Consider the following 25,355-nt stretch of genomic DNA (forward strand, 5'->3'; position numbering starts at 1 on the left):
GGCCACACCTACTCCACTATGGGCTTCCCTTTCTGTCCATCCATGAATCAATACATTCAACATATTCTCGATAATCCAGCCGCCTCGCTGGCTATCATTGGCAACTTGGTCATCATTGAAAGCCTGCTTTCCGTGGATAATGCGGCGGTTCTAGCTACAATGGTGGGCGACCTGCCCCGCGAGCAACGCAAGAAGGCTTTGCGATACGGCATTTTCGGGGCTTATATTTTCCGGGGGCTGTGCATTCTGTTTGCGTCGTTTCTGATCAAATTCTGGTATCTCAAACCACTAGGCGGTCTGTATCTACTGTACTTGGTGTACGACCATTTCAAAGCCCGCGGCTCCAGTGAGGATGAGGGAGTAGATAAAGAGAAGAGCTGGCTTTACCGCAACACGCTAGGCCTGTTCGGGAAGTTCTGGGCAACGGTAGCCCTGATCGAGCTCATGGACCTGGCCTTCTCCATCGACAACGTCTTTGCTGTAGTAGCCTTCACCGACAACCTGATCCTAATTTGTGCGGGGGTATTTATTGGCATTCTGGCCATGCGACTAGTAGCACAGGCCTTCGTGCTGCTAATGGGCAAATATCCCTTTCTGGAAACTGCGGCTTTTGTGGTAATCGGTTTCCTGGGGCTGAAGCTGGTACTGTCGCTGGTAAGTCACTTCCTGCCCGGCCACCCGCTCAGCCTCGCCCTGGAAAGTGAAGCTGCCGATGTAGCCATGACTGTGCTGACGGCCAGCGCATTTCTGGTGCCCTGGGTTACCTCGCTGCTCTTCAATGTACCGCAGCGCCCCGGTGGCAACCGAGTTGAGACGTGGGAAGTATCTGAGTGAACTACCTGTAAGTATCTGCCGAATACAAAAAAAGGCCAGCCCATTACAGGCTGGCCTTTTTAATATATGTTAACCTTTTCGGCTTACAAGTGAGCGATGGTATCGGGGTTGCCGTCCGGATCGTTCTTCACGGTGCCGCTGGTGGTGAAGTTCTTGCCGCGCATCAGCAGAACACCAGCCATGTGCGGAGTAGCCATGGAAGTGCCGCTGATGGTGTTGTAGCCACCGCCCATCCAGGTAGACTGAATGTTCACACCGGGCATGCAGTAATCAACCGGCGGGTTGCCGAAGTTGGAGAACGACGCCCAGGTATCGGTGTTGTTCATGGCCGAAATGGTGAAGATGTTAGCACCATTCACGCGAGCTGGCGAGTGGTTGTTGGCATCGTCCGTTTCGTTGCCGGCAGCCAGTGCGAAGAGCACACCACCAGCCGAAGCGCGCAGAACAGCGTCATCAAGAGCTTGCGAAACACCGCCACCGAGGCTCATGTTGGCCACATCACCGGCTTTGCCGTTGGCGCCTACATAGTCAACGCCAGCAATAACGCCGGAGTTGGAACCGCTGCCGCGCGAGTCGAGCACGCGAACTGCTACTACCGAAGCGTTGGCAGCTACACCTACTACCCCAATAGAGTTGTTAATGGCCGCAATAGTGCCCGATACGTGGGTACCGTGGCCGTTGCCATCATTTGGCGAAGCATAGTTAGCACCGCTGGTCAGGAAAGACTTGCTGCGAGCTACGTCCACGTTCAGGTCAGGGTGCGTCAGGTCGATGCCGGTATCAATGATCCAGGCAGTTTTGCCGGTGCCGTCGCCAGTGCCTACACGGGCAATGCCGTAGGGTGTTACCTGGGCTGGCTGCGTGGTACCGCCACCACCGGCGGGCTTACCGAGAGAAATTACTTTATCAGCCTCTACGTAGGCCACCCGAGCATCTTCGCGCAGCGCCTTAGCCTCGGCAGCGCTCAATCGGGCCGAGAAACCTTTCAGGGCATGACCGTAGGCAAAGCCTAGTGCATCGGCACTAGCGCCACGGGCTTTCAGGATGCCTTGTCCTACTTCTTTAACCTTGGATACCTTCTGCGTATACGACTCGTTTCCGCTCAGTTCAACTGCTCCATCCTTCAGCACCACGATGTACTGACCGGGAATTACGTCTGCATCACTTTTAGCATCGCTGCTCTGCGCTACGCCAGCTTGGGAAGGTTGTACGGCATCTTCCGAGCAGGCGGTAAAGGTGGCACTAGCAGCAATTGCTGAGGCACTTAAAAGCCAAGCGAGACGGGCATTGCGTTGTTTCTTCTGCATTCTACTGTGGTGAGAGGTGGAAAGAAAAAGTGGAAGTCGCTGTATGGAGCTTATTCTTCTTAGAAAGGAAAAACACAAGAAGCGTCAACTGCTTGCGAAGCTCTTCAACAGTTACATCTGCTGCTGCAAAGTATAAATTATGCCGAACTTTCGCTGTCATCAATTACAAATATTACTCGTATAAGCTCGTCTTTATACACAATTGTTCAGTAAAAAAGCCTTTTGATTGATATTTACACTTGTTTTGAGATGTTTTAATAAAATTATGTTAATTCGTAAAATTATATGTTTTTATGAAATTCTCAACATAGAATTATTCAGAACGATGACCGAAAAGTTATAAAATCTTTTGATTGCTGTTTGGGTAGTGCGAATCCTTCTACACCAGCAACCAAGTTATCCGCTTACCTTTGCCTTTGTGATGGGTCGCCCCACCGCGGCGCTTTCGGGCGACGAGGAAAGTCCGGGCAACACAGAGCACCCTGCTTCCTAACGGGAAGGATTTGGAAGCGTAAAGCAACCCAAGACAGCCAGTGCCACAGAAAACTACCGCCTACGTCGCCTCCGGGTGGCCGGTAAGGGTGAAAAGGTGCGGTAAGAGCGCACCAGCGGCTGGGCAACCATGTCGGCTGGGTAAACCTCAGGGGTTGAAAGACCAAATAAGCTGGCACGTCGGCCTTTCGGGGCCGGCACCGGGTGGCTCGTCCGGCGCCAGCGGGTAGGTTGATGGAGCCTTTCCGCGAGGACTGGCCTAGATAAATGGTGGGGCCGCTTTTGCTTGCAGAGGCGGACAAAACCCGGCTTACAGACTCATCACCGCCATCAGACGGCCGCTGCAACTTTGGGTGCGGCGGCCGTTTTTGTTGCCGCATGGTGTTACTTCGCGTACACGTTCTCCGCTATGTATTCTTCCCTTTCTTATTCAGCCAAGAGTGGCCTAGGCCGTGTCTGGCTGATTTCGCTTCTCTTTCTAAGCCTAGGCCTGTCAAGCACCTCCGCTCAAACTTCCCCGCCAGCCAAGGCCGATGTATATATCGATGGCAAAGGCATTATGCGCTGGCAGGGCAGCAAGCAGGAAGTAGCTCTTTTTGGCGTGAACTACACTACGCCTTTCGCTTACTCCTATCGGGCTCATCAGAAGCTGGGGATAAACCCCGAGCAAGGTATTGCCCAGGATGTGTATCACCTGTCGCGGTTGGGCGTTGATGCGTTTCGGGTGCACGTGTGGGATGTGGAGGTGACAGACACGGTGGGCAACCTGCTCCAGAACGAGCACCTGCGCCTGCTGGATTACCTGATCCAGCAGTTGAAAGCGCGGCGCATTAAGATTATTCTCACGCCCATTGCGTACTGGGGCAACGGCTACCCCGAAAAGGATACGGCTCAAACGGGTTTCTCCAGTATCTACCCCAAAGGACAGGCCTACAACACGCCCCGAGCCGTGAAGGCCCAGGAAAACTACCTGACCCAGTTCCTCAACCACCGCAACCAGTATACCGGCCAGTTCAACCGCGAAGACCCCGACATTATTGCCTACGAGGTCTGCAATGAACCGCATTACCGCCAGCCCGAGGCCGAGGTAAGCGCCTTTATTCAGCGGATGGTGCAGGCCATGCGGGCTACGGGCTATAAGAAGCCTATCTTCTATAATATTGCTGAAAGCCCTACGGTATCCAATGCCATCCTGAGCAGCCAGGTGCAGGGCTTCACGTTCCAATGGTATCCGTCGGCGCTGGTGGGTGGCCACACGCTGCGCGGCAACATGCTGCCGCTGGTAAACCAGTACCCCATTCCATACGCCAAAGACCCACGCTTCAGCAGCAAGCCCCGGATGGTGTATGAGTTTGAATCGGCAGATATTCTGCAGCCGGTGATGTATCCCCTGATGGCCCGCAGCTTCCGCAGTGCCGGCATGCAATGGGCCACCCAGTTCGCCTACGACCCGCTGGCTATTGCCTTTGCCAACACCGAGTACCAGACGCATTACCTGAACCTGGCCTACACGCCGGCCAAAGCCGTGAGCCTGCTTATTGCGGGCAAGGTTTTCCGTCAGGTTAAACGCGGCCAGCCATTTGGCACCTACCCTACTGATTCCGTTTTCAACAATTTCCGGGTGAGCTACCGCGCCGGCGTGAGCGAGTTGAATGCGCCAGAAGAGTTTTACTACACCAGCTCTACCACTACGCAGCCGCGCAAGCCGGCCAGCCTGCGCCACGTGGCCGGTACAGGCTCGTCGCCGATAGTGGCCTACGAGGGCACGGGTGCTTATTTTCTCGACCGCCTGGCCACGGGTGTGTGGCGGCTGGAGGTGATGCCCGACGCCCTGCAGGTGCGCGACCCATTTGCCACAACCTCGCTCAAGCAAGTCGTGACCCGCATTGCCTGGAACACGCAACCCATCCGCATGAGCTTACCTGGCCTAGGCCAGGATTTTACCGTGCGCGGCCTTAACACAGGCAACACCTTCCAGGGGCAGGCCACCAACGGCACTGTGCGCTTGCAGCCGGGCGTATATGTAGTGGCGGCGCGGGGCAAAAACACATCGGCCTTCACGCCAAGCATGGCAATGGGGGCTATTAAGCTGGGGGAATACGTTGCGCCGCCTGCTACCAATTTGCCCACGCAGATACTGCATACCGCACCATTTCAAATTGCCGCTGGCCAGCCTGCCACGCTCCAGGCCACTGTAGCCGGCGCTGACGCTACTGACTCCATATTCCTGGTAGCACAGCACTACTATGGCCGCACCCGTACCCTCCCGATGCGCCGCCTCACACTCACGACTGCCGAATCTACCGTGCCGGCCGACCTGCTGTACCCCGGTTTGCTCCGCTACTGGATGGTAGTGAAGCACAACAACAAGAACACCACCTTCCCCGGTGCCCACCCCGGCAGCCCCCGCGACTGGGATTACGCTCCGCGGGAGTACTGGGAAGCCTCTATCGTTGCGCCCGGCACGGCATTGCCACTGTATATAGCTAGCCAAGATCAGCAACGAACGGAAACTGGTGGAATCAATGGCGCTGGCTGGTCGGATTATGTGACGACCGGCAACGGTCAGTTGTCCTTACGCCTGCTGCAGAGCCCGCCGCCTTCCAGCCCCATTCCGTTCTCTGATGCAGCCGCACCAGTGGCGTTTCTGCGCGCTTACTTCGGCGACCGGCTGGCCTCACGCGCTGCTGATGCCGGCACATTCCAGGAATTAGTGATTCGTGGCCGCCGTGGCGCCGGAGCTGGCAGCGTCCGCTTGGTGCTCACAACCCGCGACGCAGTGGCCTACGTGGCCGATGTGGAGCTACCCGCCGACATGCAGGAAGTGAGAGTTCCACTTACGGCGTTCCGCCTTGGTGCGCAGGCCTTGCTGCCGCGCCCGTATCCGAGCTTCTTGCCGCTTACGTTCCAGACCAACGGCCCCGCTACCCTGCCACTGGCTCAGGCCGAAGTACTGCAGGTGCTCCTTGGCCCGGCCGCCACGCCTGCTACCGAAGCCCGCCCTTTCCTCGACATCGAATCGATATACCTGCGCTAATGCTGTTCCGCTGCCTCTCATCCCAAGCCCAACTGCTGACACTGGCTGCCTTCCTAGGCCTGTCGGCGTGCTCTCGCTCCAGCAGCCCTGCTACTTCCGGCACCGAAGTTTCTCCCCTCCAAAGCACCTTCAATACCGACTGGGAGTTTGTGCGCGATGTAGATACCACGATGGGGCCAAGCCTCTTTGTGCGGGCTGACAAATCGAAAAGCTGGGCAACAGTAATGCTCCCACACACGCCTCGCCTGGAACCCGTAGTAACGGCCGAGAAGCAGTGGCAGGGCATCAGCTTTTACCGGCGTTTCTTCCGGGTGTCGGCAGCGGATACCAGCCGCCGGGTGGCCATCCGTTTTGAGGGAGCCATGAACGAGGCCGACGTGTACCTGAACGGACGCCGCCTGATGCGCCACCAGGGCGGCTACCTGCCCTTCACCGTCGAGCTTACGCCTTATCTGCAGGTGGACGCAGAAAACTGCTTGGTGGTGAAGCTTAACAATCAAGATAACCAGGCCATTCCGCCCGGTAAGCCTCTCAAAGACCTCGACTTTAATTATTACGGTGGCCTATACCGCCCCGTGCAGCTATTGGTGCAAGACCCGCTGCGCATTACCGATGCTGTGGAGGCAGCTAGGCCTGCCGGAGGAGGCATTCTGCTGCATTATGAAAATGCAAGCGCGCAACAGGCGACACTCCACATCCAAACGGAAATCCGCAACGGCCACCGCACCGCTCGCCCGGCCAAGCTGCGCACCGTGGTGCTTGATGCGGACGGCAAAGAGGTGGCCAGCACTACCACCGATGCTCCGCTGCTCACGCCGGGTGGGGCTACCTCGGTTAAGCAAACCTTCTCGCTGGCTTCGCCCAAACTATGGTCGCCAAGCCAGCCCTACCTATATCGGGTGCAGGTGGCAGTGCTCGATGAGAAGGGCAACAGCGTGGATCAACAAGAACTGACGACGGGCGTACGTACCATCCGGTTCGCGCCCGATGGCTTTTATCTCAATGGACAGAAAACCCGTTTGCGCGGCACTAATCGGCACCAGGAGTACCCGTATTTGGGCTATGCGCTGTCGGATGAGATGCAGTACCGAGATGCCTGGAAGATTAAGGAGGCCGGTTTCAACTTCGTGCGTTGCTCGCACTATCCGCCTTCGCCGGCGTTCCTGCAGGCTTGCGATGCGCTAGGCCTCTTAGTAATGAACTCTATTCCGGGCTGGCAGTTTTTCGGCGATGCCGCGTTTCAGCGCAACAGTCTCCAAAACGTGCGCGACATGGTGCGCCGCGACCGGAACCATCCCAGCATTGTGATCTGGGAGGCGGCTCTCAACGAAACCGACATGAGCAAGCCGTTCATGGACCAGGCCCATCAGGCCGTACATGAGGAGCTGCCCTTCCCGACGGATGTATATACCTGCGGCTGGATGGATTATGCCTACGACGTATTCATTCCGGCCCGCCAGCATGCCAAAGCGCCCGACTATTGGCACAAATACAACAAGCAGAAGCCCATCCTGCTCTGCGAGTACGGCGACTGGGAATATTACGCGCAAAACGCGGGCTTCAACCAAACCGCCTACTCAGGCTTAAAGGAGTCGGAAAGGACGTCGCGGCAGTTGCGCGGGCAGGGCGAGCGGGCGTTGCAGCAACAGGCTCTCAACTTCCAGGAAGCCTATAACGACAATTTCGTGGGCCCTGCCATCGGCGACGCCAACTGGCTGATGTTCGACTACAAGCGCGGCTATGCGCCGGATATTGAGTCGTCGGGGGTGATGGATATATACCGGCTGCCCAAGTTTGCGTTCTACTTCTATCAGAGCCAATATGGCCCCGTGCCCGATGCTCTGGGCTTCGGCAAGCCGATGGTGTTTATTGCCAGCTACGCCCAGCCTACTTCCTCGCGGCAGGTGCGCGTGTACAGCAACTGCAGCGAGGTAGAACTGCAGCTGAATGGCCGCACACTGGCCCGCCAGCAACCCGATAAAGACCGCTACTCTAATCATCTGGCGCATCCGTCGTTCACCTTCACCTTGCCCAAGTTTACGGCGGGCACCCTGAAAGCAGTGGCCTACCAAAACGGTAAAGCCGCCGCTGAATATACCCAGCGCACGCCCGGCCCGGCTCACCACATTCAGCTCACCTTTGATAAAAGTGGCCGCGAGCTAACCGCTGGCCGCCAAGATGCTGTGTTTGTGTACGCCACCGTGGTAGATGCCCAGGGCACGCCCGTTCCCGACGCTACCTCCGCTATCCAGTTTGCGGCTACCGGCAACGCCGAACTGCTCGGCGACAACCCTGTAAAAGCCGAAGCGGGCATTGCCACCACTCTTCTGCGGGCCGGTAGTACGCCTGGCGCCGTAAGTGTTACAGCCACCGCAAGTGGCCTACCAGACGCGAAACTGGAGCTGCGAAGCGTTAAACCTCAGTAGGAAGTTACCGTCAAACCCGTTCATCATCAACTGCCAGCTACTAACGCTGTAGGCCACAGCGAAAGAGGTTTTCCGATTTGGATATATCCTTTTGCCAGGCGCTTTTCGTTACTTTGGTTTCCTCCATTCGCCTTTCCAACCTATGCCCCGCATTTTAATTATTGACGACGAAAAGGCCATCCGCAATACGCTGAAGGAAATTCTCGAATACGAAAACTACCAGGTAGACCAGGCGGAAGACGGTCCGACTGGCCTAGACATGCTCATCCGCGATAAATACGACGTGGTCCTCTGTGACATCAAGATGCCCAAGATGGATGGCATTGAGGTGCTGGAGCGGGCTCGTATTGTGGCTCCTGATGCGGCTTTCATCATGGTATCAGCGCACGGCAACGTGGAAATGGCAGTGGAAGCCACCAAGAAAGGCGCCTACGATTTCCTCCAGAAGCCACCAGACCTGAACCGCCTCCTCGTGACGGTGCGCAACGCCCTCGACCGCACTAAGTTGGTAACGGAAACCAAGACGCTGAAAAAGAAGATTGCCAAAAGCTCCGAGATGGTCGGTAATTCTGCCGCCCTCGGTGCTGTGCGCAAAGCCATTGAGAAGGTGGCCCCAACGGATGCCCGTGTGCTCATTACGGGCCCCAACGGTGCCGGCAAGGAAATGGTAGCGCGCCAGCTCCATGAGCTCAGCAACCGCAACAACGGCCCTATCATTGAGGTAAACTGCGCGGCCATTCCCTCAGAGCTGATTGAATCGGAGCTGTTCGGACACGAGAAAGGCTCGTTTACTTCGGCTGTGAAGCAGCGCATCGGCAAGTTTGAGCAAGCCGATGGCGGTACGCTTTTCCTGGATGAAATCGGCGACATGAGCCTTTCGGCGCAGGCCAAAGTGCTGCGGGCCCTGCAGGAAAACAAGATTACCCGTGTGGGCGGCGAAAAGGAAATTTCGGTGAATGTGCGCGTGCTGGCCGCCACCAACAAGGACCTAATGCAGGAAATTGCGGACAAAAACTTCCGCGAAGACCTTTACCACCGCCTCTCGGTTATCCTTATCCAGGTGCCGGCCCTCAACGACCGCCGCGAAGATATTCCGGCCCTGATTGAGAAGTTCTTGCAGGACATTGCCAACGACTATGGCAACAAGCCCAAAAGCATCGATGCCGCCGCCCTCAAGTACCTGCAGAGCCTCGACTGGCGCGGCAACATCCGGGAACTGCGCAACGTGGTAGAGCGCCTAGTGATTATGAGCGACGCCACCATCACAGAATCCGACGCTAAAGCATTTGCCGGCAAATAGGCCTAGGCCTGTTATTGACAGCTGGCAACATATAACAGCTGGCCGATCAACAGATATAGTTTATAGCTATATTGTTGATTGGTCAACTGCTACTTTTTATAACACAGTAGTTTTAGTCTATTTTCATCTTTTTCTATTGAGAACTGACCAACGCTTTCCAACAAGGCTTCTATTTGTTCTAGGTAATGTTCACCGTACTTATTTGAGGCAGTTTTTGGAAAAACAAGATATTCTACCTCTTTAAAAAGTAACCATCCTCCGATCGAGTTGCACCCTTCAAATCCATTTTGCCAGTAATCGAATCCATATTCTGTATCCATAACAAGATATAATTCGCCAATATGGTCTTGCTGCACTTTCTTAAACTCTATTTTTAGAATCTTATCAGCATTTTCTACAAGCTTATTGATAAGCCGAATCCATTTAGAGTTAGACATTAGTGGCTGAGAGAAATCAGAAATAGCTTTCTCCATCTCCCGCTCTTTCTGCGCATCGAACCTCATAGCTTTATGTGTTCTCATATATTCAATACTAGCACTTATAAAAGTTTATTTCGTGCAGCAATTTGCTGCAAAATCTTGTTTGGCTACACCATCTGATTGCACCCCCGAATATCGGAATTGTCTAGGCGGCCCAGCACCTCGAAGGAGCCATCGGGGTGCATGCGGGCCAAGTCTTTTGTTTCGATGAAGGCGCAACTGTCCACGTTGGCCAGATCAATGATGTTGATGGCGCCGGCTTCGCGAGAGGCTGAGACGGAAAATGGGTCGGAAGGGTCGCGGAGCAGAATCTGGAGCTGGGGCGGCGCGTGGAAGCGGCCGTCGCCGAAGCTGTAGGCCTGTCCGAGTAGCTCCGTCATGCCGTACTCAGAGTGGATGTCGATAGTCCCAAACCCTTTCCGCAGCTCTTCGTGGAGTTCTTCCCGAATCATCTCGCGCCGACGTCCTTTCATGCCGCCGGTTTCCAGCACCGTGAGCCCCTGCAGGGCCGGGTTGCCGGCGTAGGCCTCTACCAAATCAAGCAAGGCGTAGCTCACCCCTATCAGCAGCACCTGCCGCGAGGCATCCCGCTGGGCTTCGCGCAGAGCTGCAAGCAAGGCTTTGTGGTTATGCAGAAAAAATGCGCCCTGGTATTGCCCCGACTGCTGAGCGAAATAATCTACCATGGCCACCAAGGACGACTGCCCCTGCTCCAGGTAAGATGGCAGCAGTGCTAGTATCGTCCAGCTGGTTAGCGGACCATAATAATGCTCAAATATGCGGGCCGCGTGTTGGCGGTACAGTTGCGGGTCGCGCACGAAATGGTGACTACGTTGCTGCTGGGTGGTGCCGCTGCTCAGGAAGGTTTCCTGGGGTTCCCATTCGGCGGCATCGGTGCGCACGCTATGGGTTTTAAAAAACTCGATGGGCAGAAACGGAATATCCTCCAGCCGCGTCACGGTTTGCGGGTTGCGGCCCAGAGCCTGCAGGTACTCCCGATACGGCCCGCAATGCTCGGCCTGGTAGCGGAACAGGCCTAGGGCAGCCGCCGGCGCGGTGGCCTCGGTCAGTGTAGGTAAGGCAGACAGAAAGTCGTCGCGGAAACTCATTCGAAAGCGGTAGGGTTAGCGAAACGATAGAACAATGCCGGCGCTACTTCGTTCGTTAGGAAGTTGTACCTTCCCGACGCGGCAGGGCCGTTTTCCACTAGTTTCACTGCTTGTTATGACTATATCTCGTACTCTTGGGTTTGGGGCGCTGCTATTGCTGGCCAGCATAGGCATTTCATCGTGCTTAAGCCCACCAGATTACCCAGACACGCCGGAGATTAGCTTTAAGAATATTCAGAAGACCCGCGTTGATACAATCACTGGCCTGTTTGACCGGGTAGTAGTGACGGTGTCGTTTAAAGATGGTGACGGGGACCTAGGCCTCGACAACGGAGATACTTCCCCCCCCTACAACGAGCTGGACCCCATTACGCAGCTCCCAAACCGCTACTACAACAATTACTTCTTCCAGCCCCAGATCCAAAATGGTAGTGGCCAGTTCGAAGATTATAACTTGTCTTTTTCCTACAACGCCCGGTATCCGCGCTTATCACCTACAAATCAAGGCGACCGGAAAGAGCCTCTGAAAGGCGACCTGAACTTCAAGCAACAGTTCTTCCAGGGCACCTTCCCGCGCAATTCGGTAGTTCGCTTTAAGGTGAAGATTGTGGACCGTGCCCTGCACGAAAGCAACGAAATCACGACAGAGCCTGTCACTTTCGAATAGTCCGCTTTCCTGATAAACACATGAAAAGCCCTCGTTACACTGGCCTAGGCCGGTACAACGAGGGCTTTTTAGTGGCCTAGTAAATAGAAGCGAAGCGCTTTGGGTCGCTTTCCTGCATCATCTCATACACGGTATCGAACACATCTTCGGCGTTGGGCTTGGAGAAGTAGTCGCCATCGGAGCCGTAGGGCGGACGGTGGGCCTGGGCCGAGAGGCAGCGTGGCGCGGAGTCGAGGAGCTGATAAGCCCCCTGCTCATCCAGCACCTGCTGCATCATGTAGGCCGTGGCACCGCCGGGCACGTCTTCATCGGCGAAGAGGACACGGTTTGTTTTGCGCAGACTGTCGGTGATGAGGTGCTCGATATCGAAAGGCAGCAACGTCTGGACATCGATGATTTCCACCGATATACCTACTTCGGCTAGTTGCTTGGCGGCATCCTGCACAATCCGGCACATGGAGCCGTACGTCACGATTGTCAGGTCCTGGCCTTCCCGGATGACCTCTGGCATACCCAGTGGTACCGTGAACTCGCCCACGTTCTGCGGAATGCGCTCCTTGAGTCGGTAACCATTGAGGCACTCAATCACGATGGCGGGCTCATCAGCACGCAGGAGCGTGTTGTAGAAACCGGCGGCCTGGGTCATGTCGCGGGGCACACATAAGTGGATGCCGCGGATGCTGCCTAGAATCATCTGAATTGGCGAGCCGCTGTGCCAGATGCCTTCCAGGCGGTGGCCGCGGGTGCGCACAATCAGGGGCGCCTTCTGGCCACCTTTGGTGCGGTACTGCAGGCTGGCTACATCGTCGCTGAGAATCTGGATGGCGTAGAGCAGGTAATCGAGGTACTGAATTTCGGTGATGGGGCGTAGGCCACGCATGGCGGCGCCAATTCCCTGGCCTACAATTGTGCACTCCCGAATGCCCGTATCCGTCACGCGCAGCTCCCCAAATTTCTCCTGTAGGCCCGCAAACGCCTGGTTCACGTCGCCAATACGGCCTACATCTTCGCCAATAGCAAAAATGCGCGGGTCGCGGCGGAAGTTGGCTTCGAAGCACGCCTGCAGTACCTCGCGGCCGTCTACTTGTGGCGCGTTGGGCGCAAACTCCGCCTTTATTTCTTCGATGTTGAGGGCGGCATCTTCGCTCTGGCTGTAGAGGTAGGAGTTGTAGCGGTTGGCGTTTTCGGCCAAGGCCTGCTCCAGCCAGTTCTGCAGGTCGCGGCGGGCCATGCTGCGTAGGCCACGTACGCGGCGCAACACGCGGCGCGCCGTACGCACCAGATCGGCGCGAATGGGCGCCGGGTTGTGGGCCAGGGGCTCTACCAGTTCGTGCAGCTCGTGCTCGGTGCCCGTTTCAGCCACCAGCTTGTTCAACAGGCCTACTACCTCTTCGCGCTCCTGCTTAATGGGGTTGAAGAAAGCATCCCAGGCGGCTATGCGCGCCTGCTTTACGGTGTCCTTGGCTTCCAGCTCAATCTGGTTCAGTTCTTCTTCCGAGGCCTGGCCATCGGTAAGGAGCCAGTCGCGCATTTTGCGCAGGCAGTCGTGCTCCTCCTCCCAGCTCAGGCGGTCTTTGCTTTTGTAGCGCTCATGCGAGCCGGAAGTGCTGTGGCCCTGGGGCTGCGTGACTTCCGTCACGTGAATCAGGACGGGCACGTGCTGGGTGCGGCACACTTCGGCGGCGCGCTGATATGTATCAATCAGGGCGGCGTAATCCCAGCCTTTTACCACAAAAATCTCGAAGCCCTGCTGGCCCTCGCCTTCGCGCTGGAGGCCTTTCAGGATTTCGGAAATGTTCTGCTTCGTGGTCTGGTATTCGGCCGGCACCGAGATGCCGTAATGGTCGTCCCAAACGCTCACCAGCATCGGAATCTGCAATACGCCGGCGGCATTCAGGGCCTCGAAGAACATGCCTTCGGAAGTGCTGGCGTTGCCGATGGTGCCAAACGCTACCTCGTTGCCGTTCACCGAAAACTGCGTCATATCGTGCAGCTCGGGGTTCTGGCGGTACAGCTTGGAGGCGTAGGCCAGTCCGACGAGGCGCGGCATCTGCCCGCCGGTTGGCGAGATATCGGCGGAGGAGTTTTTGCTTTCCGCCAGGTTCTTAAACTGGCCGTCGTCGTCGAGTAAGCGGGTGCCAAAGTGGCCATTCATGGCGCGGCCGGCGGTGGCAGGTTCGGCCTCCGCATCGGGGTGGGCATAAAGCTGCGCGAAATACTGCTGCAGCGTCAGCTCGCCGATGGCCAGCATGAAGGTTTGGTCGCGGTAGTAGCCGGAGCGCCAGTCGCCGGCCCGGAAGGCGCGGGCCATGGCCAGCTGGGGCACTTCCTTGCCGTCGCCGAAGATGCCAAACTTGGCCTTGCCCATGAATACCTCTTTGCGCCCTGCCAGCGAGGCATGCCGGCTTTCCCAGCCCAAGCGGTAATCACGAAGGAGTTCTTCTTTGCTAAGTGTGGCAACGGTGGCCATTAGGTCGGCAGTTTCAGCAGTGGACATAGAAAGCGCAGCGGGTAAAGGTGGGGGCGGGTACAGGGTGGGTGGGAACCGGTTTCCGAGGAAACAGGCCCCCAAAAGTACGGATTTGCCATTGATCCGGCTGTGCTCTTCTATGCCAAGCGCTATCTGGCAGCTAGCGGGCGTTTTTGCCTATCTTTGATAAAAGAAGCAAAGCGCTAAAAGCCAGCCCCCAGATTTGGTTTTTCAGCGGCCGGCTGCTCCCTTTGCCAGTCAGGCGCTTTTAATCAGTACTCGATTTTCAACCTCTGCCTCTTACGAATATGAAACACCTGTTCTCACTGCTGGTAGCCGTATTGATGGCGGCCGCCACCCACGCACAGGGCGTGCTGCAGTTCGAAAAAGTACTTCACGACTTCGGCAAAGTGCCCGAAGGCACTATGGCCACCTACGAATTCAAGTTCAAGAATACCGGCAACCAACCCGTCATCATTGCCGATGTGCAGGCCTCCTGCGGCTGCACCACGCCCGACTGGACCAAAACGCCGGTGTTGCCTGGCAAAACCGGCATTGTGAAGGCCGTGTACAGCAGCTCCGGCCGGCCCGGCATCTTCAACAAAACCGTGACCGTTACCAGTAACGCCGCTACGCCCAGCACGGTGCTTACCATCAAAGGCAATGTGCTGAATAAAGATCAGATAAAGGCCACTCTTACGCCGGCCCAGCTGGCACAAGGCCCGCGCCTAGTGCTCGACCAAACCACCCACGATTTCGGGAAGATGGAAGCCGGCCAAGCGCCTACTGCCCGCTTCACCATAAAAAATACGGGCAAGCAGGACTTGGTCCTGAGCGCTATTCAGTCGCAGTGCTACTGCGTGGGCTACAAGTCGGCGCCAGCGCCTATCAAGCCGGGGCAGAGCGCCGTTGTGGAACTGATCTATAACCAGCGTAAGCTAGGCCTGCAGGAGGAAAGCGTGACTATCACGAGCAACGATATGCACGGGGATACCAAGCTTACGCTCAAGGCCAATGTGGTGAAGGACTTGAACGCCGGCAGCATGGTAAAGGAAAGCGGCTCATCGGTGCCGTTTAAATAAGCCTTCCTGCGCTGGGCAAAAGTGCAACCTACCGAACCGTCCTGCTGAGTTGAGCGTTGGGCCTTGTTACAAACCTGGGAGCTGGTGCTAGGCCACTCCCGGAGATGTACGCAGAGCCTGGCCTCCACTAAGCAGGACGGTTCTTTTTTACCGCGCTGCCTCTGCGATTTCCGCCTTATCTTTGCCCCCGCTTTTAGAGCGTTATCCTCCACCCCCACCTTCACACTTCGCTTCGAGCCATGCTAATCGGCGTACCGAAAGAAATTAAGAACAACGAAAACCGCGTAGGCCTGACGCCCGCTGGTGTAGCTGAATTCCGTAAGCATGGCCACGATGTGTACGTGCAAGCTACTGCCGGCACCGGCAGCGGCTTCTCCGACGCGGAGTATGAGCAGGCCGGCGCTACCATCCTCGCAACCATTGAGGAAGTGTACGCCAAAGCTGAAATGATTGTGAAGGTGAAGGAGCCGATTGCTTCGGAGTATCCTCTCATCAAGGAAAACCAACTGCTCTTCACGTATTTCCACTTTGCCTCGGGCGAGGAGCTGACCCACGCCATGATTGAGCGCAAGGCGGTATGCCTGGCCTACGAGACGGTAGAATTGCCTTCGCGCGCCTTGCCCCTGCTCATTCCGATGAGTGAAGTAGCTGGCCGTATGGCACCGCAGGAAGGTGCTAAGTACCTGGAGAAGCCCCTGAAAGGTCGTGGCATTCTACTGGGTGGCGTACCCGGCGTGAAGCCCGCCGAAGTACTCGTATTGGGTGCTGGCATTGTGGGCACGCAGGCGGCTAAAATTGCCGCTGGCCTGGGCGCTCAGGTAACCATCATGGATATCAGCCTGAACCGTCTGCGCGAGCTCGACGATTTCATGCCCAAAAACGTGGTAACGCAGTACTCCAACGAGTACAACATCCGCGAAGCCATCAAAACCGCCGACCTCATCATCGGTGCGGTGCTGATTCCAGGTGCCAAGGCGCCCCACCTCATCACCCGCGACATGCTCAAGACCATGAAGGCTGGCACTGTACTGGTTGACGTGGCCGTGGACCAGGGTGGCTGCATCGAGACCTGCAAGCCGACTACCCACGAAAACCCGACCTTCATCATCGACGACATCGTGCACTATTGCGTGGCCAACATGCCCGGCGCGGTGCCTTACACCTCTACCCTGGCCCTGACCAACGCAACACTGCCCTACGCGGTGAAGTTGGCCAACCTGGGCTGGCAGGAAGCGTGCCGCCGCGACGAGGCTCTGCGCCTCGGCCTGAACGTGGTACATGGCAAAGTAGTGTACAAAGGAGTTGCTGAAGCCTGGGGCCTGCCCTTGGAAACGGTAGAATCTGTAATGGAAGTGGCCGTTGCGTAAGCAGCAACCTTTCCTATAAAGCGGAAAAGCCTTTCCGGCCACTTGGTCGGAAAGGCTTTTTCTATAGCGCGAAGCCCTAGCTTAGCGTGTTGTTAATAGCATTTACCCTGACGGGACTGGCCTAGCACCCAGCCCGTTGTTCGAAACGCGAATCGCAAGTTTCGCGCTGCATCCTATGAAAGGCATTGTATATACCGGCGGCGAGCTTACGGACCTCGTGAGCTTCGCACGTCTTCCCTCCTACATGCAGACATTTCTGCGCGAGCAAAATGGTGTAGTGGCCTACTTCGGTGGCCTACACATTCGGGGCTGCGTATCGGAACCCATCTGGCACTCCCTATCTGAGGCTTGGCAGGGCGAGAAGGCGTTCTGGCGCACCTATGATACCGTGGTAGAAACGGATATTCCATTTGCTCAGGATTGTGTAGGCAATCAGTTCCTATTACGCGGCGACGCAGTGCTGTTCCTGGACACCGAAACCGGCGAGCTAGCTGACCTAGAGGTTGACTTCAAGCACTTCCTTTTCGGGGCCGAAAAATTCCCTTTGGATGCGCTGGGCATGGAGCCATTGCGCGGGTTTCAGCAGCGTGGTGGCGTGTTGCAGCCGGGCCAGCTGCTGAGTCTGTTTCCTCCGGTGTGCATTAACACGGCTCAGGAGCCCCAGGCAAAACCTCAGGCGGCCGCCGAGCGGTTGGCCTGGCTCGCCGATTTGTACCTCCAGATCAAGAACCTGCCGGATGGCCAACGCCTCAATCTTAAGCCAGGTCAGGATTAACCCTTACGTGCCTTGATGCTCTCCCCTGTTCTGCGCTTGCTGGTTCGTCGGTTTCTGCTGCTGCTTGGTGTGTACCTGCTGCTGCGGCTGGGATTTTATCTGTCGAACCAAGCCGTATTTCAGGAGGCGCCCGTAGGCCAGGTGTTATGGGCATTCTGGCACGGCTTCCGCTTCGATATATCGGCGCTGCTGCTGCTGAATATTCCGTTTCTGGTGCTTTCTCTCGTGCCGCGGTTCACCCGGAACTGGCAGCGCACGGTGCGGGGCGTTTACCTTACGCTGAATGCCGCCGGTATCGCGCTTAACCTGATTGACACCCAGTATTTCAAGTTTATCGGGCGGCGCACCAGCGACGAGCTGTTTACCATCACCGATGACATTGAGCGGCAGGCCGGGCAGCTCGTAGGCCACTATTGGTTTCTGCTGCTGCCGTTTGCGGTGCTCTTTGGGCTGCTCCGGTACTTCTACCCCATGCCAAGCCCGGCAAAGAGCGTGGCAGCTGCGCCACGCGCACCTCAAGCTTCCCGACGTATCCTGCGCACTTCGCTGGAAGTTATTCTGGTGGCGGCGCTGGCCGTGTTGGGCATCCGGGGTGGCCTACAGCTCAAGCCGCTGCGTACCGGGCACGCGTTCATGCAAACGCCACCCATGCTAGGCCACCTGGCCTTGAATAGCACCTTCACTTTCCTCAAAAGCCTTGGCTACCAGCCGGTGGAGCGGCTCACGTACTTCTCCTCGAAACAGCAGCTGCATGCGGCGCTGGCGGCTCGTACCCCGGCTGCCCGCCCCAACGCTCCGCACGATAATGTGGTGGTACTGCTGGTGGAAAGCTTTGCCTCTGAGTACAATGGCATCGAAAATGGCGGTAACGGCTACACGCCCTTTTTCGATTCGTTAGCCACGCAGGGGCTGTTTTTTCGGGAGCATTATGCCAATGGGCGCCGCTCCATTGAGGCGCTGCCGGCGGTGTTGGCGGGCCTGCCTTCCCTCATGGAAAGCCCCTTCATCACCTCCAACTTCCAGACCGACGAGCTGCATGGCCTGGGTGAGTTGCTGGGCAAACAGGGTTACGCCACGTCCGTTTTTCATGGGGCACAGAATGGCACCATGGGCTTCAATACGTTTTCGGGTATAGTAGGCATTCAGCGCTATTATGGTCTGAATGAGTATCCGGGGAGCATCAAAAGCGCGGAATATGATGGGCACTGGGGCATTTTTGATGAGCCTTATCTGCAGTATTTCGCGCAGCAGCTGACCAGGCAAAAGGAGCCTTTCTTCTCCACGGTTTTCACGCTCACCTCCCACGAGCCGTTTCCGGTGCCCGTAAAGTACCAGGGCAAGTTTAGCCGGGGCAAGCTGCCCATCCATACCTCCATCGGCTACACCGATTTTGCGCTGCAGCAGTTCTTCAAATTGGCGGCCCGGCAGCCTTGGTACAAGCGCACCTTGTTTATCCTGCTCGCCGACCACACTTCCCAAACGCTGCGGCCCGGCTACCAGAACCTGCTGGGCAGCTATAAAACGCCACTCCTGCTTTTTCATCCGGGCCGCTCACTGCCGCCCGCCGATGTGCACCGCATTACCCAACAGGCCGATGTGCCGGCCACCGTGCTGGATTATCTGGGCATTTCGGCTCCCAAGCAGCTGCTTCCGTTTGGCTACTCGGTGTTTGACACGGGCACGAGTGGCCGCGCCCTGTTTCTAAGCGGCGGCTCCCACTACCTCGTGCACCACGACTTCGTGACGGAGCTCACTGCCGATAATCAGGTTCGGCTGTACCCATACAAAACGCATTACGTGCCCGCTAGGCCACTTGCCAACCCCAATCCGGAAAAGCTGCGCGCGTACGGCAACGAACTTAAGGCCTGCAACCAGTTCTTCACCAACGGCCTAGCCGACAACACACTGTACAAGTGGTAAGTTGATGTGCCACTGGCCTAGCCTCTAGGCTACTATAGCACTACTTCACCATAAGCTGGTACCTCGAGCAGCCGCTCATTCGTGCGCTGCTCGAAATCTACGCGCCAGCAGAAGTGGTCGAGGCCATTGGTGAGCAGCAGCAGCGGGGCGCCAATGGTCTGGTTGTAGGTAGCCGCCTGCATGGCAACAGCCGCGGTAATAGCTACCGAGGGCGCTTTGCACTCTACTAGCAGCAACGGTTGGCCATCGGGGCCGAGGGCGCAGAGGTCGGTGCGTTTCTGGCGCTGGTTGTAGCGGTGGCCGCGCTCCAGGCTCAGCAAGCCTTTGGGGTAGCCGCGGTGGTGCATCAGGTAGTGCACTACGTGCTGGCGCACCCATTCTTCGGGGGTTAATACAACTTGTTTGCGGCGTAATACATCCCAGATCAGCAAATTTTCGCTGGATTTCGTAACTTTGTATTCGAAAGGCGGCAGGTTCAACTCTTGCATCACCTCCAAAGGTACGGCCCAGGACTTCGGTTCCCGCTTTTCGCCCCGTACCGTCGCACCCTTTTGGGTCCCGACGGTTTTTTTGTACCTAAGAACGCCGAAGATAGGTATATGTCTATGCCTCTTTGGTACTTCGGGGTTTTCAGTTGTTCATTTACCTACATCACAAGTTCACCATTACATTGCCTATGAAGACTAAAACCGACATTGTCGAGAACTGGCTGCCACGCTACACTGGCGTACCACTCAAAGATTTCGGCCAGTATATCCTGCTGACGAACTTCCTCAACTACGTGACCATGTTTGCCGAGCAGTTCGGCGTGGAGGTTCGTGGCCTGGATAAGCCGATGCAAACGGCCACGGCCAACGGCATCACCATTATCAACTTCGGGATGGGCTCCCCGATGGCAGCTACGGTTATGGATCTGATTTCGGCCGTAAAACCGAAAGCAGCGCTGTTTCTGGGCAAATGCGGTGGTCTGAAAAACAAGACCAAACTCGGCGACCTGATTTTGCCCATCGCGGCCATTCGCGGCGAGGGTACTTCCGATGACTACTTGCCCGCCGAGATTCCTGCCCTGCCCTCGTTCCGGTTGCAGCGCGCGGTGTCTTCCATGATCAAGAAGCACGAGAAAGACTACTGGACCGGCACGGTGTACACCACCAACCGCCGTGTGTGGGAGCACGACGAGAATTTCAAGGAGTATCTGCGCCAGATCCGGGCCATGGCCGTTGATATGGAAACCGCTACGATCTTCACGGTAGGCTTCGTAAACGAGATTCCACACGGTGCGCTCCTGCTCGTGAGCGACAACCCTATGACACCTGAAGGCGTGAAAACCTCCGAGAGCGACAAGAAGGTTACCACCGATTTCGTGACTTCGCACCTCCAGATCGGCATTGAGTCGTTGATGGAGCTGAAAAACTCCGGCGAATCGGTGAAGCACATGCGCTTCGAGTAGAAGCCATTCGCAGCTTAACTAGCAAGAAGCCCGGGCATTATCGTCCGGGCTTTTTTGCGTCTAGGCCAGTTTCGCTTGCACTCAGGTAGGCCTAGCAGCACGCGCAAACAGCCGGCAGGTGGCAGCAAAACGGTACGCCAGCATCAGGTTTACCAACACGCTGCTCCCGCCTCGCCCTGTGTCCCTTTGCTCAAGACAGAAGCCAAAATTTCAGAACTGTCTTAATTCCTTATACCTTGAAGCCATAGTTCACTACCCGGAAGGCCTGGAGCCACCTTTGGTACCGGACGAGGCTTGCGCAATTGAGTGCCTCGCATTTCTGTCCTTACGTCTTATCTATGCCGCTTTTCGACTCGAATTACCTCACGATTACGTACACGCCTGAGTCGCAGCAGCTCACGGGGCGCTGGCTACGTTCGGTGATGCCATTTGAGCTACACCGAGGCTACAACACCCTGCTGGACAGCGCAGTGGAACGAAATTGCCGCTTTTGGCTGATTGATATCCGGCGGCGCTCCAGCGTAGAGTCACGGGATGTATATTGGATGCTGGAAGAGTTTTATCCGCAGCTATTTCCCCGCTTGGGCCGCACCACCTACATCGCCTTTCTAATGGCCCCGAACCAACTGGCTGGCGTATTAGCTGATTCTAAGATGCCCGTTCTGGAGACCCCGGAAGATGGCAAACCGTACATTATCCAGCGGTTTACAGAGGAAAAATCGGCGCAAGACTGGCTGCATCATTACCAACAGCACGAATCCGTAGCGCGCTAATTTTCCCTGTGGTGCAGGCACGCTCGTTGCGTACCTTCGCTCCATGACCCGTCTCCGATTACTCGCTCTGCTCCCGCTGCTCGGGAGCTTCGCTGGCTGCCAAACGGCCAGCCGTCAGTCCGCTGACCTGATCGTGTATAATGCCACCGTGTACACCGTCGATTCGGCCTTCAGCAAAGCCCAGGCGTTTGCCGTGAAGGATGGCAAATTTGTGGGCGTGGGCACGGCCGAGGATATTCGGGGCAAGTTTGAGGCAAAGAAGGAGGTAGATGCGCAAGGGCAGTTTGTGTACCCTGGTTTCTACGACGCCCACTGCCACTTCTACCGCTACGCCCTAGGCCTCCGCGACGCCGATTTGGTCGGGACTGAATCGTGGGAGGCGGTGGTGCAAAAACTGCAGCAACAGCGCCAGCAATACCCACACGCGGCGTGGCTTACAGGCCGCGGCTGGGACCAGAACGACTGGCCTACGAAGCAGTTCCCATCCAAAGACACCCTCGATAAGCTGTTCCCCAACACTCCCGTGTTCATCGTGCGGGTAGATGGGCACGCAGCCCTCGTAAACCAGAAGGCGTTGGATATGGCGGGCGTCACGCAGAATACGCCTATCAGCGGCGGCACCATCACGAAGGATGCTCGCGGCAACCTGACTGGCCTACTGGTAGATAACGCCGTACGGTTGGTATCGGCCAAGATTCCGGAGCCCACCGCAGCTGAAGCGGAAACTGCTTTGTTGGAAGCACAGAAGCGGTGCGTAGCTGTAGGCCTCACCAGCCTCGCCGACGCAGGCCTCGACAAAGCCAACGTAGACCGCATGGATGCGCTACAAGGCCAGGGCAAGCTGAAAGTGCGCCTGTACACCATGCTGGCTCCCACCAAAGAAAACCTCGAATTTTACCTGAAAAACGGCCCTGTGTTTAAGGATCGGCTCACGGTATGTAGCTTCAAAGTGTACGCTGATGGGGCTTTGGGCTCTCGCGGCGCCTGCCTGGTGCACCCGTATACCGATAAGCCTCAGGAAACGGGCTTCCTGCTTTCTTCCGTAGCCGAGTATCGTACGCTGGCCAAGCAGCTGGCGGCCAGTAAATTCCAGATGAACACCCACGCCATCGGTGACTCCAGCAACCGGCTTTTACTGGATATTTATGGCGAAGCCCTCAAGGGCCAGAAAGACCGCCGCTGGCGCATAGAGCACGCCCAGGTAGTGACCAAGGCCGATGTACCCAAGTTCGGCCAGTACGGTATTGTGCCCTCGGTGCAGCCCACACACGCCACCTCCGATATGTACTGGGCCGGCGAGCGGCTAGGCCAGTCGCGTCTGCAAACGGCTTACGCGTATAATGATCTGCGCAAGCAGTACGGCCAGGTGGCGCTCGGTTCCGATTTTCCGGTGGAGGATATCAACCCGCTGTTTGGGTTCCACTCGGCGGTGGCCCGCCAAGATGCCAAGAATTACCCGGCCGGTGGCTTCCAGATGGAGAATGCCCTCTCCCGCCCCGATGCGTTGCGCGGCATGACCACCTGGGCAGCTCATGCGGCCTTCGAGGAAAAGCAGAAAGGCAGCATCAGCCCTGGCCTAGCCGCCGACTTTGTGCTACTGGATACCGACCTGCTGGAAGCGCCCAAGGAGAAGCTGCGCTCTGCCAAGGTGCAGCAAACCTGGATTGCCGGCGAGAAAGTATTCGGCGGCAACTAGGAAACCACACTTTACCGCACAGAAAAGCCCTGCAACTACGAGTAGCTGCAGGGCTTTTCTATGCGGTAAAGTGTGGTTTCCTAGCGACGTGGGGCCTCATCGGCAGAACCGCCATAGATGGCCGGCACCGGAATATCTAGCAGGCGCAAATACACGGAAAGCTGGCCACGGTGATGGACCAGGTGGTTAAGCACGAGCGTACGGGCTACAGCGGCGCGGGGCATGGTCATGAATACCTGCTCGCCCCGGCGCATCGTCCAGAGGTCATGGAAAGTTGCGTCGTCTACCTGGCCTAGGGCCTTATGGATGTTCTCGCTGTTCACATCGAAGCGGCGCAGCACCTCGTCGGTAGTGGTCGGCGAGGCGGGCATTTGCACGGTGGCCATATCTGTTTCGGGGCCCTGCAACGACATTTCCAGGAAACCGACCAGGTTGGCCATATGTGAGGCCAACGTCCCGATTTTCATGGATTTGGGGTGAGGCTGCCAGTCGAACTTCTCGGTGGGCACGCGCTCCAACAAGCGACGCGTGAGGCTGAGTTCGTGCTTCAGCTCTTGGCTGAGGGCAGTTTGGAGGGAAGAGGTTTGAGTTTCCATAAGCGGGGGTGAGAAAGGTGTTGCACTGCGTAACTGCCAGCGGCCGGTTTAGTTTTGACAGGCACAAAAAAGCCTGCCGCACTATGCAGCAGGCTTTTTGTAGGCAGCCTTGAGCGTGGCTTCAGCAATATTGCCTACTGCCTTGCTGCCGGCATACCAACGTTTGGAGTAGCGGGCGGCGGGCCAAGCACTGTCTCACCCGAAGGTTCATCACGCAGCTTTTTGCCCCGTAGCGTCAGCAGAAACAACAGGCCCAGAATGAAGAACACGATAAGAGACAGGATGCTGTTGCGCATAGAGCCCGTAATCTGGGCAATGATGCCGAATACGGCCGTGCCAATCACGATGCTGAGTTTCTCCGTTACATCGAAAAAGCTGAAGAATGCGGCGGTGTTAGGGGTATTCTCCGGAATAATTTTGGAGTACGTGCTGCGCGAAAGGCTCTGAATAGCACCCATTGTGAGGCCAATGACGGAGGCCAAGGCATAGAAGCTCCAGCCTGCCTGCACGAAATAGCCGGCCACGCAAATGCACATCCAGATAAACACTGACCAGCTCAGGGCGCGGGTATTGCCGATGCGTTCTGAGAGCTTGGCAAACAAGTAGGCCCCCAGAATACCAACCACCTGCAATAGCAAGATGGTGATGATCAGGGAAGTGCTTTCCAGATGCAGCTCCTTGTCGCCGAAGATGGTGGCCACGTACATTACGGTTTGCACGCCCATGTTATAGGTAAAGTAGGCCAGTAGAAAGCGCTTCAGATTGGGCAGGTGCTTCAGCTGAGCCCACACTTTGCCTAGCTCATGGAAGCCATTGAGCAGCCATCCAGATTCAGAAGCAACAGCATCGGCGGGGCGGCCGGGGTCGGCGGGTAGCGTGAAGAAGGGAATTTGGGCAAAGCCTGCCCACCATAGGCCAGTCAGCAGAAAGGAAATGCGGGCCGGCAGGCGGGCTCCTTCCGGCGTGGAGGCATCAATGCCGACCATCTCCGGAAACTGATTGATCAGCAAGCAAATAATCAGGAGCACTACGGAGCCGATGTAGCCCATCGAGAACCCGCGCGCTGATAAGGAATCGTAATTTTCTTCTGACGAAATCAGGGGCAAGTAGCTATTATAGAACACAATAGAACCCGAAAAGCCAAACGTGGCCGCTATAAAGATGAAGGTGCTGAGCGTGAGCGTATCGGGCGTGAAGAAGAACAGCGCCGCGCAGGAAAATGCCCCGATGTAGCAGAATATCTGCATGAACAGCTTCTTACGGCCCGAAAAGTCGGCCAGAGAAGTCAGGAACGGGCTGATGAGCGCCACCAGCAGAAAAGCTGCGGAAATGGCGTAGGTCAGCAGAGAAGAGCCGGGCACCTGGAAACCCAAAAAGCTCACCACGTCGTCTTTGGGACTGATGGTTTTGGTGATAGCGCCCCAATAAATCGGGAAAATAGAGCTGGTAATAACCAGTGGGTACACGGAGTTGGCCCAGTCGTAGAACGTCCAGCCGCGCGTGATGCGCTTGTCGTCCTTGGGAATATCGGCGAAAGAGGTTTCAGGCGCAGTTGCCGAAGCAGTTGTCATACAG

General features: G+C 56.7%; 19 protein-coding genes and 1 other RNA gene. 13 read left to right on the forward strand and 7 right to left on the reverse strand.

The window, feature by feature from the left end; genetic code table 11:
• Positions 1-42 precede the first annotated feature (42 nt).
• The gene (locus tag CFT68_RS07030; RefSeq protein ID WP_088842677.1) at positions 43-834 is read left to right on the forward strand and encodes a TerC family protein; all 792 of its coding nucleotides are present in this window, start codon (positions 43-45) and stop codon (positions 832-834) included.
• Positions 835-917: 83 nt separating this feature from the next.
• On the opposite strand, the gene CFT68_RS07035 is transcribed toward CFT68_RS07030, so the two are convergent.
• A complete protein-coding gene (locus CFT68_RS07035) occupies positions 918-2,141 on the reverse strand; it encodes a S8 family serine peptidase (RefSeq protein ID WP_088842678.1) in 1,224 nt (407 codons plus the stop codon).
• 418 nt (positions 2,142-2,559) lie between these two features.
• Here CFT68_RS07035 and rnpB point away from each other — a divergent pair.
• From rnpB to CFT68_RS07055, 4 genes are all read left to right on the forward strand, one after another.
• An RNA gene (rnpB, locus tag CFT68_RS07040) (RNase P RNA component class A) lies at positions 2,560-2,962 on the forward strand.
• An 80-nt stretch (positions 2,963-3,042) separates the two neighbouring features.
• Positions 3,043-5,670, forward strand: a complete 2,628-nt coding sequence (locus CFT68_RS07045) for a cellulase family glycosylhydrolase (protein WP_088842679.1) — start codon at positions 3,043-3,045, stop codon at positions 5,668-5,670.
• Positions 5,670-8,096, forward strand: coding sequence for a glycoside hydrolase family 2 protein (locus tag CFT68_RS07050; RefSeq protein ID WP_088842680.1), 2,427 nt, complete (start codon positions 5,670-5,672; stop codon positions 8,094-8,096). The genes CFT68_RS07045 and CFT68_RS07050 overlap by 1 nt, the downstream gene beginning before the upstream one ends.
• 142 nt (positions 8,097-8,238) lie before the next feature.
• On the forward strand, positions 8,239-9,396 hold the full coding sequence (locus CFT68_RS07055) for a sigma-54-dependent transcriptional regulator (protein ID WP_088842681.1): 1,158 nt from the start codon (positions 8,239-8,241) through the stop codon (positions 9,394-9,396).
• 89 nt (positions 9,397-9,485) lie between these two features.
• Here CFT68_RS07055 and CFT68_RS07060 read toward each other — a convergent pair whose 3' ends face one another.
• Entirely contained in the window at positions 9,486-9,917 is a 432-nt protein-coding gene (locus tag CFT68_RS07060) for a hypothetical protein (protein WP_088842682.1), read from the reverse strand.
• A 65-nt stretch (positions 9,918-9,982) separates the two neighbouring features.
• Positions 9,983-10,984: a long-chain-fatty-acid--protein ligase gene (locus CFT68_RS07065; RefSeq protein ID WP_088842683.1), complete on the reverse strand. Its 1,002-nt coding sequence runs from the start codon at positions 10,982-10,984 to the stop codon at positions 9,983-9,985.
• Positions 10,985-11,099: 115 nt separating this feature from the next.
• Between CFT68_RS07065 and CFT68_RS07070 the strand changes: the two genes are divergently transcribed.
• Positions 11,100-11,651: a hypothetical protein gene (locus tag CFT68_RS07070; protein WP_141106476.1), complete on the forward strand. Its 552-nt coding sequence runs from the start codon at positions 11,100-11,102 to the stop codon at positions 11,649-11,651.
• A 76-nt stretch (positions 11,652-11,727) separates the two neighbouring features.
• Here the strand turns inward: CFT68_RS07070 and CFT68_RS07075 are convergent, their stop codons facing one another.
• Positions 11,728-14,148 carry an alpha-ketoacid dehydrogenase subunit alpha/beta gene (locus CFT68_RS07075; protein WP_245815300.1) on the reverse strand — a complete coding sequence of 807 codons (2,421 nt, stop codon included), beginning with the start codon at positions 14,146-14,148 and terminating at the stop codon, positions 11,728-11,730.
• 281 nt (positions 14,149-14,429) lie between these two features.
• Here CFT68_RS07075 and CFT68_RS07080 point away from each other — a divergent pair, with 281 nt between their 5' ends.
• From CFT68_RS07080 to CFT68_RS07095, 4 genes are all read left to right on the forward strand, one after another.
• The gene (locus CFT68_RS07080; protein WP_088842685.1) at positions 14,430-15,203 is read left to right on the forward strand and encodes a DUF1573 domain-containing protein; all 774 of its coding nucleotides are present in this window, start codon (positions 14,430-14,432) and stop codon (positions 15,201-15,203) included.
• A gap of 239 nt (positions 15,204-15,442) precedes the next feature.
• The gene (gene ald / locus CFT68_RS07085) at positions 15,443-16,570 is read left to right on the forward strand and encodes an alanine dehydrogenase (protein ID WP_088842686.1); all 1,128 of its coding nucleotides are present in this window, start codon (positions 15,443-15,445) and stop codon (positions 16,568-16,570) included.
• A gap of 175 nt (positions 16,571-16,745) precedes the next feature.
• The gene (locus tag CFT68_RS07090) at positions 16,746-17,345 is read left to right on the forward strand and encodes an SMI1/KNR4 family protein (protein WP_088842687.1); all 600 of its coding nucleotides are present in this window, start codon (positions 16,746-16,748) and stop codon (positions 17,343-17,345) included.
• 15 nt (positions 17,346-17,360) lie between these two features.
• Positions 17,361-19,265: an LTA synthase family protein gene (locus tag CFT68_RS07095; RefSeq protein WP_088842688.1), complete on the forward strand. Its 1,905-nt coding sequence runs from the start codon at positions 17,361-17,363 to the stop codon at positions 19,263-19,265.
• Positions 19,266-19,297: 32 nt separating this feature from the next.
• On the opposite strand, the gene CFT68_RS07100 is transcribed toward CFT68_RS07095, so the two are convergent.
• Positions 19,298-19,753, reverse strand: a complete 456-nt coding sequence (locus CFT68_RS07100) for a type I restriction enzyme HsdR N-terminal domain-containing protein (protein WP_088842689.1) — start codon at positions 19,751-19,753, stop codon at positions 19,298-19,300.
• 188 nt (positions 19,754-19,941) lie between these two features.
• On the opposite strand from CFT68_RS07100, the gene CFT68_RS07105 reads away from it, so the two are divergent.
• From CFT68_RS07105 to CFT68_RS07115, 3 genes are all read left to right on the forward strand, one after another.
• Entirely contained in the window at positions 19,942-20,715 is a 774-nt protein-coding gene (locus tag CFT68_RS07105) for an AMP nucleosidase (protein WP_088843699.1), read from the forward strand.
• Positions 20,716-21,053: 338 nt separating this feature from the next.
• Positions 21,054-21,488: a hypothetical protein gene (locus tag CFT68_RS07110; protein WP_088842690.1), complete on the forward strand. Its 435-nt coding sequence runs from the start codon at positions 21,054-21,056 to the stop codon at positions 21,486-21,488.
• Between the two features lie 43 nt (positions 21,489-21,531).
• Positions 21,532-23,184 (forward strand): amidohydrolase, encoded by a 1,653-nt coding sequence (locus CFT68_RS07115; RefSeq protein WP_088842691.1) that lies wholly within the window; start codon positions 21,532-21,534, stop codon positions 23,182-23,184.
• Positions 23,185-23,264: 80 nt separating this feature from the next.
• Here the strand turns inward: CFT68_RS07115 and CFT68_RS07120 are convergent, their stop codons facing one another.
• Together CFT68_RS07120 and CFT68_RS07125 are read right to left on the reverse strand one after the other, a co-directional pair.
• Positions 23,265-23,780: a DinB family protein gene (locus CFT68_RS07120; protein ID WP_088842692.1), complete on the reverse strand. Its 516-nt coding sequence runs from the start codon at positions 23,778-23,780 to the stop codon at positions 23,265-23,267.
• A gap of 134 nt (positions 23,781-23,914) precedes the next feature.
• The gene (locus tag CFT68_RS07125) at positions 23,915-25,351 is read right to left on the reverse strand and encodes an MFS transporter (protein WP_088842693.1); all 1,437 of its coding nucleotides are present in this window, start codon (positions 25,349-25,351) and stop codon (positions 23,915-23,917) included.
• Between the last annotated feature and the right edge of the window lie 4 nt (positions 25,352-25,355).

The organism is Hymenobacter gelipurpurascens (assembly GCF_900187375.1).
GTDB lineage: Bacteria > Bacteroidota > Bacteroidia > Cytophagales > Hymenobacteraceae > Hymenobacter > Hymenobacter gelipurpurascens.